Source organism: Pseudomonas sp. CFBP 13602, from assembly GCF_014842725.1.
GTDB lineage: Bacteria > Pseudomonadota > Gammaproteobacteria > Pseudomonadales > Pseudomonadaceae > Aquipseudomonas > Aquipseudomonas baltica.
The window spans coordinates 440,982-457,583 of sequence record NZ_JACYVT010000001.1; the positions used below are offsets into that span (position 1 = coordinate 440,982).

A 16,602-nucleotide genomic window follows, 5' to 3' on the forward strand; every position below is an offset into this window, starting at 1 on the left:
AATGGCGAATCGAACAGCCCATGTCCAGAAACCTTGATCGTGAGCGAGAAACGCTCATGGACATTTTTCACCGCCACCGTCAGGCCAATGAGCATGACCTCGCCGCTGTAGCGCTGGAGCGCGCCATGCAGACATCCGAATACCGACCGGAGGCTCTGATCTGGAAAGGTATCGATGCGTTGTCGCACGATCCTCAGCTGGCATTTATTTTTCTAAGTAACGCAGCTCATCTCCTACCCCATCGACCAGACGTACATGCGTTGGTCGGCCGATGCATTCTGCTCCAGAACCAACCTGAAACCGCGAAGAAATACCTGAGTGCGGCTTGGCAGAAAAACCCCAACGATGCCTCGTTGCGGATGACCCTGTGGCAAGCTCGCAGCCAATCAGAATCACCTCAGGATCTGCGCGCGTCTATCCTTGCTCACCTTCCTGATATCACTGAAGCAGCCGAGCTCTCGTTCGTCCTCAAGTTGCTGCTCGCCCAGCCCGATACTGCGTCCACTGTCGGCGTAGTTCGCTTCAATCCTGATGACAAGGAAATCCAGGGCTGGGCAGTCGACCTGAGAGATCCGCAAACGGCCCCTACCCTGCACCTCGAAGCCAACGGCCAGGCGATGAGTGTTACGGCGAATCTGGCACACCCGTTGCTCACAGCTGTCGGCCTTCCTTCCACTCACGGCGGCATCCGAATCAAGGTCCCCAACCCAACGCCGGCGGTGCAGGTACGGTTCGGGACAGGGGCAGCCTTGTTGGGCAGCCCTGTTTCGGCGATGCCTACCTTCGTTCCCCCCCCGGCACTTGAGGGAGCGGGCGCAACGCAGCCAGTCGATGTATTGATTCCCGTGTATGACGGCCTCGAGGAAACCCTGGAGTGCATCAACAGTGCGATTGCAGCCCGCAAATTGAACCGCACTCCCCACAGAATCGTGGTACTGGATGACGCGACCCCAGTTCCGGCATTGCATAAAGCGCTCAAGATTCTGGCAAGCAAAGGCAAGATCAAGCTGATCCAGAACCCGGTGAATCTCGGTTTCATCCGAAACATGAATCGCGGAATGGCACTCAGTGGCCTGCAAGATGTGGTCTGGCTAAATGCCGACACGCGCGTACACGGCAACTGGCTGGACCGTCTGCGTGACAAGGCCTATACAGCAGCCGATATCGCTTCGGTGACGCCGTTCACCAACAACGGCGAACTGATGAGCTTTCCATTCAGCCGTATCAGCGCGCCAATGCCGACAGCCTCCGAACACGCCGAACTCGACGAACTGGCGCGCACCGTCAACAGTCCAGCGGTAGAGTTGGAGACAGGATGCGGCTTCTGCCTCTACATAAAACGCAGCGCACTGGATGCGGTGGGCTACCTGGACGAAGTGCACCTCAGCCGGGGTTATGGCGAAGAAACGGACTGGTGTCTGCGAGCGCGTCAGCATGGCTTCCGCCATCTTGGTGCGCCCAACGTCTTCGTGGCCCATAAAGGCGGGGTATCTTTCAAGGAAGAAAAACAACTAAGGGTTGCCTACAACAACGCCATATTGCGCAAACGCTTCCCCACTGCCGAGGCGGACTATGACGCGTTCTGCAAACGGGATCCATTGCGGCCGGCTCGAAACGCTCTGCAAAGAGCGCGCTTCGGCAGCCTGTGCAACTGGCTGAAAAGCGAAGCAATCATCTGCAGTTCAGCCATGGCGGTTCATGTGCAGCCGGACTCGCCACAAAACTCTGCGTTGAGTCTCGTCTACAGACAGGGGGCCACCGGCATTGTTGCGACACTCTCAGCTCCGATGAAGCCCTTGGCGTTGGTCATCGATTACACCCTTCCTAAAGACGGCAAGGTACTGTTTGGCCATCTAACGTCCCTGATCAAAAACGGGGTAGCAAATTACATTTACGCAGGGGGCCCGGTGTTGCCCGCCGATCTGACGCAAACGTTCGACACAGTCGGCCTCACTGCGTCCGTTGGAGCGGCGAACTGCAACCCCACGCATAGACCCTCAATAGTCGAGAAGCCAGCACAGCGGATGCTCATCGCAGACGATCTGTCGCAACCGGCAATGCTTGAGAGATGGATTCAAGTTGCTAGACAGTTCCGCAGGGCCGCTTCGTCCACTATTTTCTGTGTAGAAGGCGATACTCCAGCATTGAAAACCCTACTTGCCACAGGAGCGGTGCAAGGCTTGACTCCTTCCCCTGGGTTCGAGCGGGCAACGTGGGTGACGCTTAGCGGATGTAAAGTGCTTGCCACTCTGGATACTGGCCTACTCCCCGATGCGCACTGCATACGGATGGCTGCCTTGCATGACATACCGCTTCACTCAATGCGAGCAAATGCCATCAGCGAATCCACCTCCTGCGCGCCCGCGCAGCTGGATAGATCAAGGACAGAGGCTTCGAGCCTGACAGAACTATGAACGATCAGAATACAACCACTATTCGCGGGCGACTCACCGGGCTCTATGGTGATGTGCTACAAGGCTGGGCGATGGATGCTGCTAAACCGGATCTGAAACTGGTGGTGGAGATCCATGTGGACGGCAGTAGCGTGGCATTTGTACGAGCCAACGAGTTCTGTCCAGACGCGGAAGCAGGTGATCAGTTCAACGGCTTCGCCATTCAACTTCGCGAGAGTTGGTTGAGTACTGGCAACGTGATTACGGCACGCGTTGCCAATCAGTCCGAATGGTTGGCAGGCACCATCCAACTCCCTGCAGCAATGCCTTCCGAGCCGGCTCCCGCCGCGTCTCAGGTCTGGCACACCGGAGGTTTGAGAATAAGTGGCTGGGCATTCGATGCCGCCGATCCAAACCGCTCCGTCACTATCCATGTCCGCGAAGGGACGAATGTACTGGTCAGTGCTCAGGCGGATCGGCTTCATCATGCCTTGGCGTACAAGGCCAGTCGTAATCATGGATTCGAACTGGATCTACCCTGGACACTCGCTGACGGCAAAGCTCATACGCTGCACGTGCAAAATGATTTGGGTGAGCCGCTATCCGGTAGCCCGCTGACGTTGTGCTGCTGGCCGGAAGGCTTGGAAGCGTTGTTGCGCAGCCATACCTCGACCATCGAAGACAATCCAAAGCTCGCGTTGCTGGCGGAAGTTGCCCGTCATCAAGAGCTGATTTTGCCCAAGAGCGCAGGCTTCCATCATTACCCGGAATGGTTCGAGGTGTTCCAGCAACCCCGGCCAGCCAGTGCTGGGCTCGGCCTTACATGCGGCGCGCTCATCCTCAGCAACGGCGATGCAGAACTGGAGGGGCTGTCCAGACTCAGCCTCAGCCAGCAAAGCCATCAAATCAAAGCGGTGGAAGTAGTCGCTGAATCGGACATACTCAGTGGACTCCATCGCCTGATGGATCAAGGCTGTGACACTGTCATTCCGGTCAGCGCCGGTGATCGGCTTGCCCCGTATGCTCTTGATTATCTTGTACCACTGCTGGAGGGCGACACTGCATGGGCATACGGGGACTGCGACTGCGACAGCCCAACGGGCGCACGTTCATCTCCATGGCTCAAACCCGTATGGGATGTTGATCTGTTCATAGGCGCCGATCTGTTCTCCGCTGGTGCCATATTCGGCGCACGCCTCCTTGAGCGTGCTGCAGATGCCGCCCTCACGGGGTTGAATACTTCATCGCTGGACTGGCATTCACTGCTGGCAGGCGTGGCGCTGATAACGGAGCGCGACGCGCTCGAAGTCACGCACATTCCTAAAGTGATTTACCACCGGCATACGGCTCGTCCGGTAACACCTGTGGATGCACCACGCTGCGAGCGACGAGAAGCCGCCATGTCCTGGCTGGTCGACTCGATGTCCAAAGGCGCTTTGGTGGAATCCATTGCAGGTTTCCCAGGCCTGCTCAGAGCTCGTTGGCCGTTGCCGGCAGTATTGCCTAGAGTCTCGATCATGATTCCTACTCGGGATCAGGTTAAGTTGCTGCGCACCTGTGTCGAGGGGGTGTTGCGCCAAACTGATTATCCGAATCTGGAAGTCATCATCATCGACAATGAGTCGAGTGATCCCGCCACCCTGACGTACCTGGCTGAGCTGGAGAATCGCGGGGTGGTAATACTGCCGCATCCCTTCCCCTTCAACTACCCAGCCGTGAACAACCGCGCGGCAGAGATAGCGACTGGGGAGTTCGTCTGTCTGCTCAATAACGACATCGAGATCCTTGGGGATGACTGGTTGAAAGAACTGGTGAGCCAAGTCGTGCGGCCGAGCGTGGATGTCGTCGGCGCGAAGCTTCTGTGGGCCAATGGAATGGTCCAGCATGGAGGCGTAATCATCGGGATCAACGGATTGGCAGCCCACGCCGGTAATCATCTGAACGCCAGCGATGCGGGCTATCTAGGACTTAACCAGCTATCCCATCGCTCCAGCAGCGTCACCGGGGCTTGTATGTTGATGGCAACCGCTTTGTACCTGGAACATTGCGGAATGGAGGAAGGAACTTTCCCTATCGCTTTCAACGATGTCGATTTGTGCCTGCGTGTACAGGCAGCGGGAGGAAGACTGATATGGGACGCCTTTGCCCTGCTCATACATGCGGAGTCGGCAAGCCGTGGGAAAGACGTATCAATCGACCGCCGGGCTCGCGCCAAGCGTGAGCAGGATAACTTCGTCGCGCGATGGACGGCAGGAGGCGCAGCGGACCCCGCGTATCATCCAGGGATGTCGCACGATTATCTTTCAGGTCCTTATGGCGGGTTGGCGATGCCACCCCGGCCGCTTCGCGCGCGTACCAACGAGCCCATGGTTGGCAGCATGACTGCACCCAAATGATTGAACCTCGCGAATATAAGATCTTGCTAAAGGAATGAACATGGCAATAGCTGAAATCCTCAAGACTGCGGCAGATGGTAAAGGGGCCTGCGAAACTTATTCGTCCACGATACCAAGTCTTGAAGTGGCTGGCGCAAGCAAGTTCTATGCACTTTTTCTGGCGATACTTCAGTTAAGAAGTGAGGATCTACTTCCCCGCTATACGCTGTCCGACGAGGAAAGCAGGCGGCATTTTCTTGCGTGGATAGTGGTCCATGGACGCCGGGAATACATTGCACTACAAGAACTTTCAGAATTTTGGAGTGAGCTTGCGAAATGTGCTGACGTTCCATCGACGAGATGGTCAGGAGGCATTACGCGCCTTCTACACCTCGCTATAGAGGAACGGAAGGACCTAGGTATCGATTCGAAGCTTGAAACTGAAAAAGATCAGCTCCGTGCCCTATCCTGGTACTGGCTTCAAGGGGGAATGGGAGAGTTGGGCTTAACCGCAGAGGACGTTACGCTTCACGAAAAACGCTTTTGGTTGGATTCTAATAAGCTATTCAGCTCCCGATTTGGATCATTAGTCTATTCCAGCCGAAGCGACCTAAGCAGCCTCTTTGACCTCGCCACCAGTACCGGTGTGTTGTTATACGAAGAATGGCTTATAAATCAAGGCATGGTTGAGACATCCCTTCCCTTGTTACTGCAAACGGTACCGAGGGCTTGGCCACCTGCCAAGCTGAAGTGCCTGCCTGAAAAACTACCTTACGGGGTAAATCTGATCGGATACGCATTCGGCGAACTCGGAATAGGTGAGGACGTGCGGATGGCAGCCCATGCACTATCCGCCGCCGGGGTACCTTTCACTATTATAGACTTCCAGCCTGGTGCAGAAATACGTCAAGCCGATCGCAGTGTCGAACACTGGGTTACTCAAACGCCGGTGTATGCAACAAACTTGATCTGCCTTACAGCTTTAGAACATCTTCGACTTTATCTCGAGAAAGGTAGTAGTATTTTCGAGGGGAGATACACTATTGGCTACTGGCCGTGGGAACTTCACATTTGGCCGAATGCTTGGAACCATTGCTTCAGTTTAGTTGATGAAGTATGGGCCTCCAGTCGTCACATTCAAAGGGCCGCGCAAGCCGCCACGATCAAGCCAGTTCGATACATGCCAATGGCAGTGAAACTCCCGGACGAATTTATCGCTATCAGGGATCGCATAAAATGGAATTTGCCTCAGGATAAATACATATTTGTATTCTCATTTGACGGAAATTCTTTTATTCAGAGAAAGAATCCAGAAGCGATACTTAAGGCTTTTGCAGAAGCATTTCCTCCTGAGAACGACTCGGTACGGCTGCTGATTAAATGTATGCGGCCTAACGCAAAAAGTGAAGCTTGGCAAAAAATAGTAATGGCAACGAAATCAGACCCGAGGATATTGATCTTTGACTCAATGCTGACTAAAGCAGAGGTATTGAACCTCTACAGTGTCTGCGATTGCTTCGTGTCCTTGCATAAGGCAGAAGGTTTTGGACGTGGAATAGCGGAAGCATATCTTGTCGGTATCAATGTTGTGGCAACAGATTACGGCGGGAATATCGATTTCTGCCGACAGCTTGGTGGGTACCACATTGCGTATACACTCGTCAGTACATCGGCAAGTGATTACGTTGAGAGCGCGGATAACTTTTGGGGTGAGCCAGATGTAACGCACGCGGCAGCGGCGATGAGAGATGCTTTGATAGCTCATAGGGCAGCAACCTGCGTGAGTAGTGATCGAACCAGTAAGCTCTATGAACTGTTCTCCCCGGAAGCGGTAGGTACTAGGTATCGCATTCATTTGAGTAGCTTGCAGCAATTTACATCAAACAGTAATTAGCGCGGGTCAGGCATAGTGTCACTCCTGATCCTTGAAAAATAGACATAAGCTGCGGAAACTATCGAATGAAATCAGAAACTCAGCAGAAATATATCTTTGCGATCAGCTCGGAAATTGCCGACGCGTCCGGAGTGAAGAATGTCGTAGAACCAGGCAGAGCGCATTACTCCTACAGAGCCGTTCGCGACAAGTTTTGTAGCATGTTTGACAGCCAAGGTCAGCCATGGATAGACCTAAAACACCCTGAAATATATAGAGACTTCAATCTCAAAGAGACGGCATTTAATAGCTTTAGTAGCAAAAAAGTCCATATTGCATTCAAACCCACACAGTATCTAAGAACTGCAGGTGGCTTTTTAAATATTGCACACATCGCCTGGGAATTTGATAAGATAAAGTCCAAGTACGCGTCAGATCCAGTTCTACCGTGCAGTGACGACCTAAGGATGCTTAAGGCTTTTGATCAAGTCTGGGTAGGCTGCAGTTTCACGCAGAATGTTTTACAACAACACAACATCAAAAACATACATGTTATTCCTGCACCATGCGAAGTGCCGGCGAGACATCTGCTCAGCAGTGGAGTAGAAGAATATAGCTCACGGCTGGACAAAATCAAAAAAAATCAAATCAAGTGCTGGCCAGTAAGTATCAGGAATCACGGATTCATGTACTCTCAGCACTCGCTAGACAACCGGCCAACAGATCTGACGCATGTTATACAGCGTGTAAAAAGTAACGGTGGCTTGGCATTTCTACAAATACTCAATCCACACGACAACCGCAAAAATCTAAAAAAACTTATTAAAGCATTTCATGCATTTCATCACGACAATCCAAATACAATACTCATTTTAAAATTTACAAGCCCTGAGAAAAACGAAAGAGTGTACGAGATACTCCGCTGGTTCTTAGGTGATAGTCATGCACTTGATGCGCATGGAATTTACTTTACTACTGATTATATCCCAGAGCCATTAAAGTTTGAGTTCTTCAGCCTGTTCGACTTCTATATGAGTCCGTCGCGCGCCGAAGGTCAAAACCTGCCACTACAAGAAGCAATGGCGGCAGGCATTGTACCTATCACAACCGATAACACGGCAATGAGTGATTATATTAGCGAAGAAAATTCGATAATTATCCCATCGATACCCACCGAAATAACTCATTTGACGTCCTCCGATGCCTCCACTTGGGGTTTCCAATGGCATGACTGCTCGGAACTTGATATCTTGAGGGCATTAGTAAGAGCGAGACAGCTAGCTCCAAAGACCAAAGCTAATATGGCAGAACAATGCCGAAAAGCAATAATCAACAACTATTCATTTGAAGCCGTTTCAAAACTTGTACTTACTGCAGTAGGGTCTAAATGATGAAAATCAATAAGGCTGTAAGCCCGACAATATTCATGGATATTTCCCCACTACAGGAACTCTCTTATACAGGAATACCAAAAGTCGCTCTTGAGCTGGTCAAACACGGACTTAAGCGGAACGACGTAGAGTTTTTTTGGGATGACTACATAATTCCAAAACACATTATTAATCGATTGATCAGTGCGGAAAGTGGCCTGACATTGCATGCACTAGCGAATGAGAAAATATACCTAAAACCGCTTCTATCTAGACTGAACGAAGTCGAGATGTCGGTTGGGCTATTTCCGAATGTCATGACTCGCTTCTTTTTCGATAAACATGCGCAGATTATCCACGACTTGGTATTCATAACATCCCCAGAGTACCATCACGCCGACACTATTCGACACCATGGCACTACAATCATTCGAGACGCCGAGTTATCCGATGCACTTATATGTGTATCCAATTCCACCGCGTATGATGTAAAGACTTATCTGCAACCAGACCCAAAAAATATCTATGTTGTAGAACTCGGGGCTTCATTGCCTAAGAAAAGCAAACTGACAGCCCCTGCCGAAGAGGGCGTCGACAGGTTTGTGTTGGTAATGGGTACAATTGAGCCAAGAAAGAACATCGAACTTGCTCTAAAATACATTTCACTAAACTTGGGTCAACTAAATAGCTACTCATTCGTTTTCTGCGGAAAAGATGGCTGGCTTATATCATTCGATGAGCTTATCGCTAAATATGAACTACATGAATATGTAAAGAGCGGCAAGATTATTCGACTACCTTACGTAAGCGAAAAACTCAAATGGGATCTTCTTAACAAAGCGTCTCTATTACTGTTTCCATCGCTATATGAAGGCTTCGGATTGCCTGTATTAGAAGGTTTGTCTTGTGGCACGCCGGTCTTAGCCTCCTGCTCTTCCAGCATCATGGAAGCCGGCCGCGAATTTGCTTGGTACTTCGACCCCTGTGACTACAGCATATTTGAAGATAAACTTACCAGCGTGTTGGACATGGGTTGCACTACCGCCGACGATTGGAATGAAAACCTAAAAAAATATCTCGATAGTAAAAGCTGGGACGCTTACGGCGCACAGGTATTCTCCATTTGCTCAAAACTGCAATAAACAGGCGGTCATATTATGTCTTTTTTTGGTATTGTCGATACTTTCAGCTCAGGGTTATTTACCGGCTGGATTTATAATAGCCAGCTGACGAAACAAATTCTTTTAGTTAAGATTAATGAACTTAACATAAGAGAGGTTGAAGCAAATCTGTCTAGACCAGATGTTCACGCGGCAGGGCTCGCCCCAGAACACTGCGGATTTTCTTTTCAGCTTCATCTGAGTGATATGCCTAAGTCACAATGCACATTGTCGTTAACTGACCTTGCCAGCGGTAGCCTCCTAGAGAACGGGATATTCAATTTATTAGATGGCATATTAACACCTGGCGTCGCTAGTAAGACTGAGGATAAGGTGCTTTCATCACTTTCTATTAGGCAATACCTCAAAGCGCAGGAAGATGAACCTGGTGATCAAAATATTGCTCTTGTAGCAAAAGAAATCTTGAAATCAATTGAGCACCTTCCAGATAATACGTTCATCGCATTATCATACCTGCTCGTGCTAGGGCGCATTCCGGATCCTGAAGGCTTCCTGAACTCACTTCGTAACGGTCGATTTGAGGGAGGCGCGAGGTACCAGTTCGTTTTTGATATGATGCGTTCCGAAGAGTTCAAGCGAAAACGCACTCCTAATCTAGTTCTTGCGGACCTTCACGGCACTGATTTCAGTTCGTTCGAACAAAATAGAAGTTAAGATTGATGGTGAAGCGACAGGTTGTTACTCACGGTATGTAATCGCTTTGTACCACTACATGATCAAGATTGCTCCTAGGCATGCATACCACTTAAGTAAAGAATTTGGAGGGAGTCACAATGGCTATATCAAGGGAATTCGTTATTGCGTCCTTCCTACGCTATCTGGGTAGAAACCCTGAGTCGGAGGGTATCGTAGCCGACCACATGGCCATCGAGAGCGAAGACAAACTTGTTCGCACACTGACACGTTCAAAAGAGTATTTTCGCCGCACTTACTCGAGTGTAGCGTTCGAGTCCTCCGCACGATCAAAGTTTCTGATTATAGGGAACTGTCAGGCAGTATCAATTGCGACCCTTATTAACGCCATGAGCTCTTGCTCTTCGGCAGTCGCGATAGAACTGAACGCACAAAACACTGAGGGATTGCAAACAGGAAACTTGGAGATAAATATCCTCGCAGCTGAATGTGACTACATTATCCTGCAGCACTTAGATTCTGATTTATTTACAACCCGCCTTATTGAGCTTTATCCCTGCATTGAGTCCAAGCTTCGCTACGTACCCGGAATCAGCTACACGTCGTTCCATCCTGACATGGGATATGTCAAAAAAAACAACGGCACGCACTTAGGTGGCCCGATGGGCGAGTATCATTCCATGATTGCCTTTTGGTGTTGGCAACAAGGCTTAAGCAAGGAGCAGGCTGTATCGCTTTACCACCCAGATATTTACAAATTTCTGGGCTATTATGACCATGGCGCTTCCTCTGATCAGTTCCTTGTCACGCGTGGACACCAGATGGCGTTCACCATGGAAGGAATGTTAGCCCGCTGGAAATCCAAAGGCTGCTTCATGCATTCCTTAAATCACCCGAAGCTTTCAGTACTAGGAGATGTTGCCCGAAAAATACTTTTAGATGCGAACGTTAGCTTTATTCCAAGCATCGAAACCTACCTCATTGACCATCTAGCCGATCATCCCTGCTGGCCCGTGTATCCAGAGATAGCTAGACTCCATAACCTTGAAGGTAGCCTGCTGTTCAAGCAGGCAAAGCATCTGGGAACTTCACAGCGACCCGTTCCAACATTGTCTCTAACGCAATTCGTATCGCAGTCCTTTGATCATTACGCTACTTACGAGGTCAATTCATTAACCGCATTTCGCTTGGATTCTGATCAATTCAAGCATCTTAAAGAATATTTGACACAGACTAATTTTTTCAGCCACAACAAGCACGCTTTAGATGTTTTAACATCCGGTTTCAATCCATATACCAAAATCCAGTCACATCAGCTATGGCGCCGTGCCGTAGAGAAGGTCGAAAGCAACGATGTAGATCCGGTAGTTAAATCTAGATTTTCACTTACGCGGCAAGACAAAGTTGCCACTGCCGGAAGTTGCTTTGCCCAGCACATATCCAAGACACTATCTAAAAGCGGCTTCACGTACTACGTGCCTGAAAACGGTGAAGATCAGGGCTATGATGCAGAAAGCCTAACAGAGCTAAATTATGGTGTTTTCTCAGCTCGTTATGGAAACATTTATACATCAAGACAACTGCTACAACTCTTTGATCGCGCATATGGTGAATTCACCCCCCTCGACCAAGCATGGAAGTCTAAGGACGGAAATTACGTTGACCCGTTTCGTCCTCTCGTAAAACCTAATGGATACTCGACAGTTGCTGAGGTCGTTTCCGCCAGAGAAGAGCACTTGGGTCACGTTCGAACAATGTTTGAAAATGTGGATATATTCGTATTCACATTAGGGCTCACAGAAGCTTGGAGGCGTCTCGAAGACGGAGCAGTATTCCCATTGGCTCCAGGCGTTGCCGCTGGCGGGATGGATGAACAGCACTATGAGTTCGTAAATTTCGAAACGCACGATGTAATTGCCGACCTTGAAGCCTTTATATCACGCATCGAAACTGTGAACCCGAAATGCAGAATAATTTTGACGGTTTCACCTGTGCCTCTAGTTGCAACGTATGAACACCGTCACGTGCTAGTCTCTACTACGTATAGTAAGTCAGCGCTTAGAGCGGCCGCAGATTACATAACAAGACGGCATGAGATCTGCGATTACTTCCCTTCTTATGAAATAATAACCGGCAATTTCAACAAAGGTTCCTATTATGAAGCTGATTTGAGATCAGTTCGTCCAGAAGGTGTAAATCACGTAATGCGGCTTTTTATGCAACATTACTCTCACGTTGAAACCCCAAAAGAAGCTACATGCTCTTCCGCTATGCTAAGGGAGGCGGCGCAAAACAACGCCATAGTATGTGATGAAGAAGCTTTAGATTCAGATCTGGAATAATTTGTATTTCCGCCATTCATCATCTTGTGAATGGCGGAAATGCAGTCATCACTTTCTCTTAGGACATACTCGCACTAAAGCATTGATAGTCAATTGTAAATCGATATTACGCCCTAACTGATTAAATCGTAGATTTGAGAGATCGATTCCACCCAGAGATCTGTAAGTCGCGTCAATAAATTCTTCCAGATCTAAAAAACGAGCAACATTAGATTTGGCAGTTAGCGCACTTGGCACTTTGAATCTTATGAAGTCCGAATCTTCTAGCGAATCCGGATACAACGGCCAGTCGACGTTTGATGCCAAGTGATCTACGACATACTGATCAATATCCTGCTCAATAAGAATGCTTTCTTTCATGAGAGCTTGGTCTACCATATCTCCAAGTACATGCTTGTACGGGTGATTTATAGTTCTCATCCACTTGCCTGACTTATTCCATCTATCGATCAGACCATCCATGGCATAGCCCATATCGAGACCGATCAAACGCAGACACTCTAGCGAGTCTCTTTGAAGCTCACTGTAACCCAATTCTGCATAAACCCTGCTGCAGAAGAAATTCTTGCACTGACCCTCGCTGTAACCAGCGTAAAAGGATGCAACTACGATTAGAGATTGGTATTCACCCAGCGGCCCTATGACAAATTCTTGACTTAAATCGTTGAAAACATACACTTGATCTGGCTGAAATCCGGCATGCTCTATGATTGGCATGAGTCTTACTTTAGAGGCCAATTCAGCATATGATTGCAGCACATCAAATACTTCTTTTTTCTGCGTGTAAATCAGGTCATAGCTTGCCAGCATACCTCGATAGCTATCTCCTTGAGTCCGTATGAAATTTACTAACTCCTTGTTACCTAGATAGACATTAGGTACTGTTTTTATTCCAGTCTTTATTTGAAAATAATCAGCTATTTGCTTTCCTTGGCAACCGCTCAATACAATAATATTCTTCTGTCCAACCGAGATTTTTTCCATAACATCCAAAGCAAACCCTGCAGGCTTCCTACGGACCGATATCACATCTTTCAGAATTAGATTACCTATAAACTCCTCAGACCTGACAAGAACACTTAATAGTTGCTCGACATTTTTAAAGCTCATCTTATCTTCGTAAATGGCATCACCTTCCGGCAGCCTGCCCAAGAAAAATTTGTAAGCATAGTAGATGTCGGGTGGCTGAACATTATAAACGCTCGGATTCAGCCCTCGCTTGATTTGAAATTCTTCAGAATCAACTAATTCTGCAGTTAATCTATTTAGATAATCAACTTCCGCAAAGCGAATAGAATCTGATTTCAACCGTACTTCCAACTCCTCAAAACCTATTTCTCGTCCTAGTATCCCCGAATATAAGGCTTTAATTATAGCTTCAATTCCAATCATAACTTTTCCCCACCTTGCCAATTGGTTCAACTCTAGTCGAGTCTTAACCTTTGTCAAATCCGAGATCGCGGCCTTATATCCGGTATACTCTCATCAGCACACCCCTCCCTGAATTCGATCTCACGATTTGACCTTGCTCTAAATAGCGCACCCACTGTAATACAAAGTTTGCAGAAAAGAAACAATGATTTCTTCACCGCCAGCGATGGTGCCATCAAGGTCGTCCTTGACAGATCGTTTGATATTTCCTACTAAAGACCGAACCAGATCATCTGTGCACCTTGAACAGAGGAGACTCAGTCATCATATCTTGATATCGACGCGGTTTATTAATAATCAGCTTTTCATGTGGACGTTGAATCTGGGCAATTACGCTTCCTTGAGTGCTAATACTCTAATCAACTACATCTATATCGCAGAGATACTCCCTTCAAACAACACGATAAAGCGATGTACTTTACACATATAGGGCCTAAGATTTTGCCTCCATATGATAGGCGCGAACGGGCCAGGAGATTTTTCCATGTGTTAGTGATTTGTCATGTCGTCGCTAATTATTCTTCTGCCTGCTCTATACTTCTTAGTCTGAACAGCGTGCAGACCCAGCCCCGTAATGCTGATCTTCAAGTGATTGTCACGCCCATGCAGCTGGGAAAGCTGTTAATGCCCGGCCAAGAAACGCAAACATAGTTTGGAAAACGATTGACCTTCTATCCACTTAACAACAGAATCCCTGGGCCAGCTTTCTCGCGTCAATGCGAGTGGATGAATAGGATCATTCATTACAGGCGGACTTCACATGGAAAAATCTTTACGCGACGCTATCTCGGACAATCAGGTCTACCTGGGCGTGCCACTGAGTGACCTGCAAGCGTTTGAAAAATATCGTAGCCCTGACGCCGTCCCTTGCGCAGGCTTCTACACCGACTTTTCCGGCGTTCGCACACGCCTTTCCTATTTCGGGATCGAGAGCCATCCGGCCGAACATGCACTGGGGGCTATACCGTTTCCAGACGATGCCCTGCATGCCGAGGCTATCGAGTACCTGGCAGTTATCTACGCTTTGGAACGAGCGAAGGATTCGTTCACCATCGTGGAACTGGGAGCTGGCTACGGGCCCTGGCTTGTTTTTGGTGCAAAGGCTGCCTTGCGGCATGGCATCAGGAAGATCTGTCTTTTAGCTGTGGAGGCTGACCTGCAGCGTCACACGCTGCTGCGTACGAACCTTGCGGACAATGGTCTTCCCCTTCCTGATGAGGTTTCTGCGGGAGCGGCAGGCGATCAAGATAGCTACGTAGACGTGCGGTGCATCCACGGCGCCATATCCGACACCGTAGGAAAGGTTTCCTTTGGTTCTCAGAGCGTCTTCGACTGGGGTGCATCGCCTATAGAGGATGGGAGTAGCAAAGACTACCGAGGGATAACAGTCGATGCCCAAGAGATTGACACCTACACGATTGATTCCGTATTGACCGAGCTGGAGTCGGTCGATTTCATGCATATGGATATCCAAGGGTTCGAACTGAGATCTATACGTGCTTCCCTGGATGCACTGCAACGCAAGGTCAAAGTGCTGCTAGTGGCGACTCACAGCAGGGCTCTTGAAGGCGGCATCATCGATCTGCTGCACGATAATGGTTGGAAGCTTCTCTATGAAAAACCGTGCAAATTTCGTCCCGGCAGCGACATTGACTTAAGCGCTCTCACCTACTTGGATGGCACTCAAGTCTGGATCAACACACGCTTTGGCAACTCCGCATCCGCGTTGCCGCCCCCACCCGAGCTGGAGCGGCTCAAGTCGCATCACCAAGCCAGCCTAGACGCCGTCTACCAGTCGACCAGTTGGCGTTTGACCGCGCCTTTGCGATGGGTCAAAAGCTGTTTTAACAAATAGCAACGGGTGGCTGAATTAGCTGAAGAGACTCCTCGGTAATTCCGGACCGGATGCAGTATTGATCTAGGTTTATTTTTGTGCAATCGGACGCAGCCTTCTCCATATAGGCCGCTCAATAGCAGCATGACAGCCCCACGCTATTGCGGCCGAAATGAGAATGACTAACCATGCATTGGACTTAGAATAGAGACCCAACATCTGCAATAACCAGATCACAGGAAAATGGAATAAAAAAACACCATAAAACATCTCCCCCGCGTACCGTTGAACTGCCCCTAACGTTCCAAACTTTGGAAATTTTAGGAACAGCAGAAGCGAAGGCAGTCCAACGGTTATGCCAAGCGCAACGTCCAGATTAAATGCTGCCGAATGACCAGTCAGGGCTAAGAAACTCACATATCCAGCGCTTCCGGCCCACGCCAGGCCTACACCTGTCCGGGAAACCGGATCTTCCCGGTGCGCGAGCACGCCTAGCATGAATATGAAGCCTACCCCAGCCAGCAAGCGATACCCATAAAAATCGGCATTCAACAGCCCTAACTGAGCACCTAGGTAGCAGCCAAAGGTTACGAGGCTGAATGCCCACGCGGCATTGCGACTGCTGAGCAAGAAAGGCAATAGAATATAGAACTGTATCTCGGCCCCCAATGACCATGCCGGAGGAACCAGCATGAAATCGTTCACCCCTGTGAACATGTAAAAATTCAAAGGCACGATCAACACATTTGAAAGCCATGCCCAAAGCGATGGGTTCACGGCCAGAAAAATAGATTTTGCCCCTAGCTACCATAGAACTACTGACATGGTCAGCGCTGCTAGATAAAGGGGATAGATCCTCAAAAATCTATCTCGATAGAACCAACTGGCACGCTCAGTCAATACTAGATTATCTTGTCGGCTCCACAACTTGGCGACGACATGCCCTGCCAATATGTAAAAAACTACAACAGCACTCACGGCAAGGTGCAGCCCCAGGAAATTGATATCCATATGGCCAAGTACCACAAGCATGGCCAATATCAGTCTCAAAATCCCCATTTTTCATCTCTAAGTTGGTCGAAGTTGGGCCTTATACCCTATCTGTGCTGCTATAGCAACGAAACGCGGCAGCCTCTTGTTAGATCTGTTAGCATTCGCCTCTTGGCAGAT

At 49.1% G+C, this 16,602-nt stretch carries 10 protein-coding genes; 8 read left to right on the forward strand and 2 right to left on the reverse strand.

Annotated elements, in window-relative coordinates:
* Positions 1-56 precede the first annotated feature (56 nt).
* From IFU31_RS01860 to IFU31_RS01890, 7 genes are all read left to right on the forward strand, one after another.
* A complete protein-coding gene (locus IFU31_RS01860; protein ID WP_192102277.1) occupies positions 57-2,414 on the forward strand; it encodes a glycosyltransferase family 2 protein in 2,358 nt (785 codons plus the stop codon).
* Entirely contained in the window at positions 2,411-4,789 is a 2,379-nt protein-coding gene (locus tag IFU31_RS01865; RefSeq protein ID WP_192102107.1) for a glycosyltransferase family 2 protein, read from the forward strand. Before IFU31_RS01860 ends, IFU31_RS01865 begins: the two co-directional genes overlap by 4 nt.
* Positions 4,790-4,829: 40 nt before the next feature.
* On the forward strand, positions 4,830-6,662 hold the full coding sequence (locus tag IFU31_RS01870) for a glycosyltransferase (RefSeq protein ID WP_192102108.1): 1,833 nt from the start codon (positions 4,830-4,832) through the stop codon (positions 6,660-6,662).
* Between the two features lie 65 nt (positions 6,663-6,727).
* Entirely contained in the window at positions 6,728-8,032 is a 1,305-nt protein-coding gene (locus IFU31_RS01875) for a glycosyltransferase (RefSeq protein ID WP_192102109.1), read from the forward strand.
* Positions 8,029-9,153, forward strand: a complete 1,125-nt coding sequence (locus tag IFU31_RS01880) for a glycosyltransferase family 4 protein (RefSeq protein WP_192102110.1) — start codon at positions 8,029-8,031, stop codon at positions 9,151-9,153. Before IFU31_RS01875 ends, IFU31_RS01880 begins: the two co-directional genes overlap by 4 nt.
* Before the next feature lie 15 nt (positions 9,154-9,168).
* Positions 9,169-9,846 carry a DUF4214 domain-containing protein gene (locus IFU31_RS01885; RefSeq protein ID WP_192102111.1) on the forward strand — a complete coding sequence of 226 codons (678 nt, stop codon included), beginning with the start codon at positions 9,169-9,171 and terminating at the stop codon, positions 9,844-9,846.
* Between the two features lie 206 nt (positions 9,847-10,052).
* Complete coding sequence (locus IFU31_RS01890) at positions 10,053-12,167, forward strand: GSCFA domain-containing protein (RefSeq protein ID WP_197979551.1); 2,115 nt, start codon at positions 10,053-10,055, stop codon at positions 12,165-12,167.
* A gap of 48 nt (positions 12,168-12,215) precedes the next feature.
* Here the strand turns inward: IFU31_RS01890 and IFU31_RS01895 are convergent, their stop codons facing one another.
* Positions 12,216-13,559 (reverse strand): WcbI family polysaccharide biosynthesis putative acetyltransferase, encoded by a 1,344-nt coding sequence (locus IFU31_RS01895; RefSeq protein ID WP_192102112.1) that lies wholly within the window; start codon positions 13,557-13,559, stop codon positions 12,216-12,218.
* Between the two features lie 799 nt (positions 13,560-14,358).
* Between IFU31_RS01895 and IFU31_RS01900 the strand changes: the two genes are divergently transcribed.
* A complete protein-coding gene (locus tag IFU31_RS01900; RefSeq protein WP_192102113.1) occupies positions 14,359-15,453 on the forward strand; it encodes an FkbM family methyltransferase in 1,095 nt (364 codons plus the stop codon).
* Positions 15,454-15,522: 69 nt separating this feature from the next.
* On the opposite strand, the gene IFU31_RS01905 is transcribed toward IFU31_RS01900, so the two are convergent.
* On the reverse strand, positions 15,523-16,209 hold the full coding sequence (locus tag IFU31_RS01905) for an acyltransferase family protein (protein ID WP_342345276.1): 687 nt from the start codon (positions 16,207-16,209) through the stop codon (positions 15,523-15,525).
* Between the last annotated feature and the right edge of the window lie 393 nt (positions 16,210-16,602).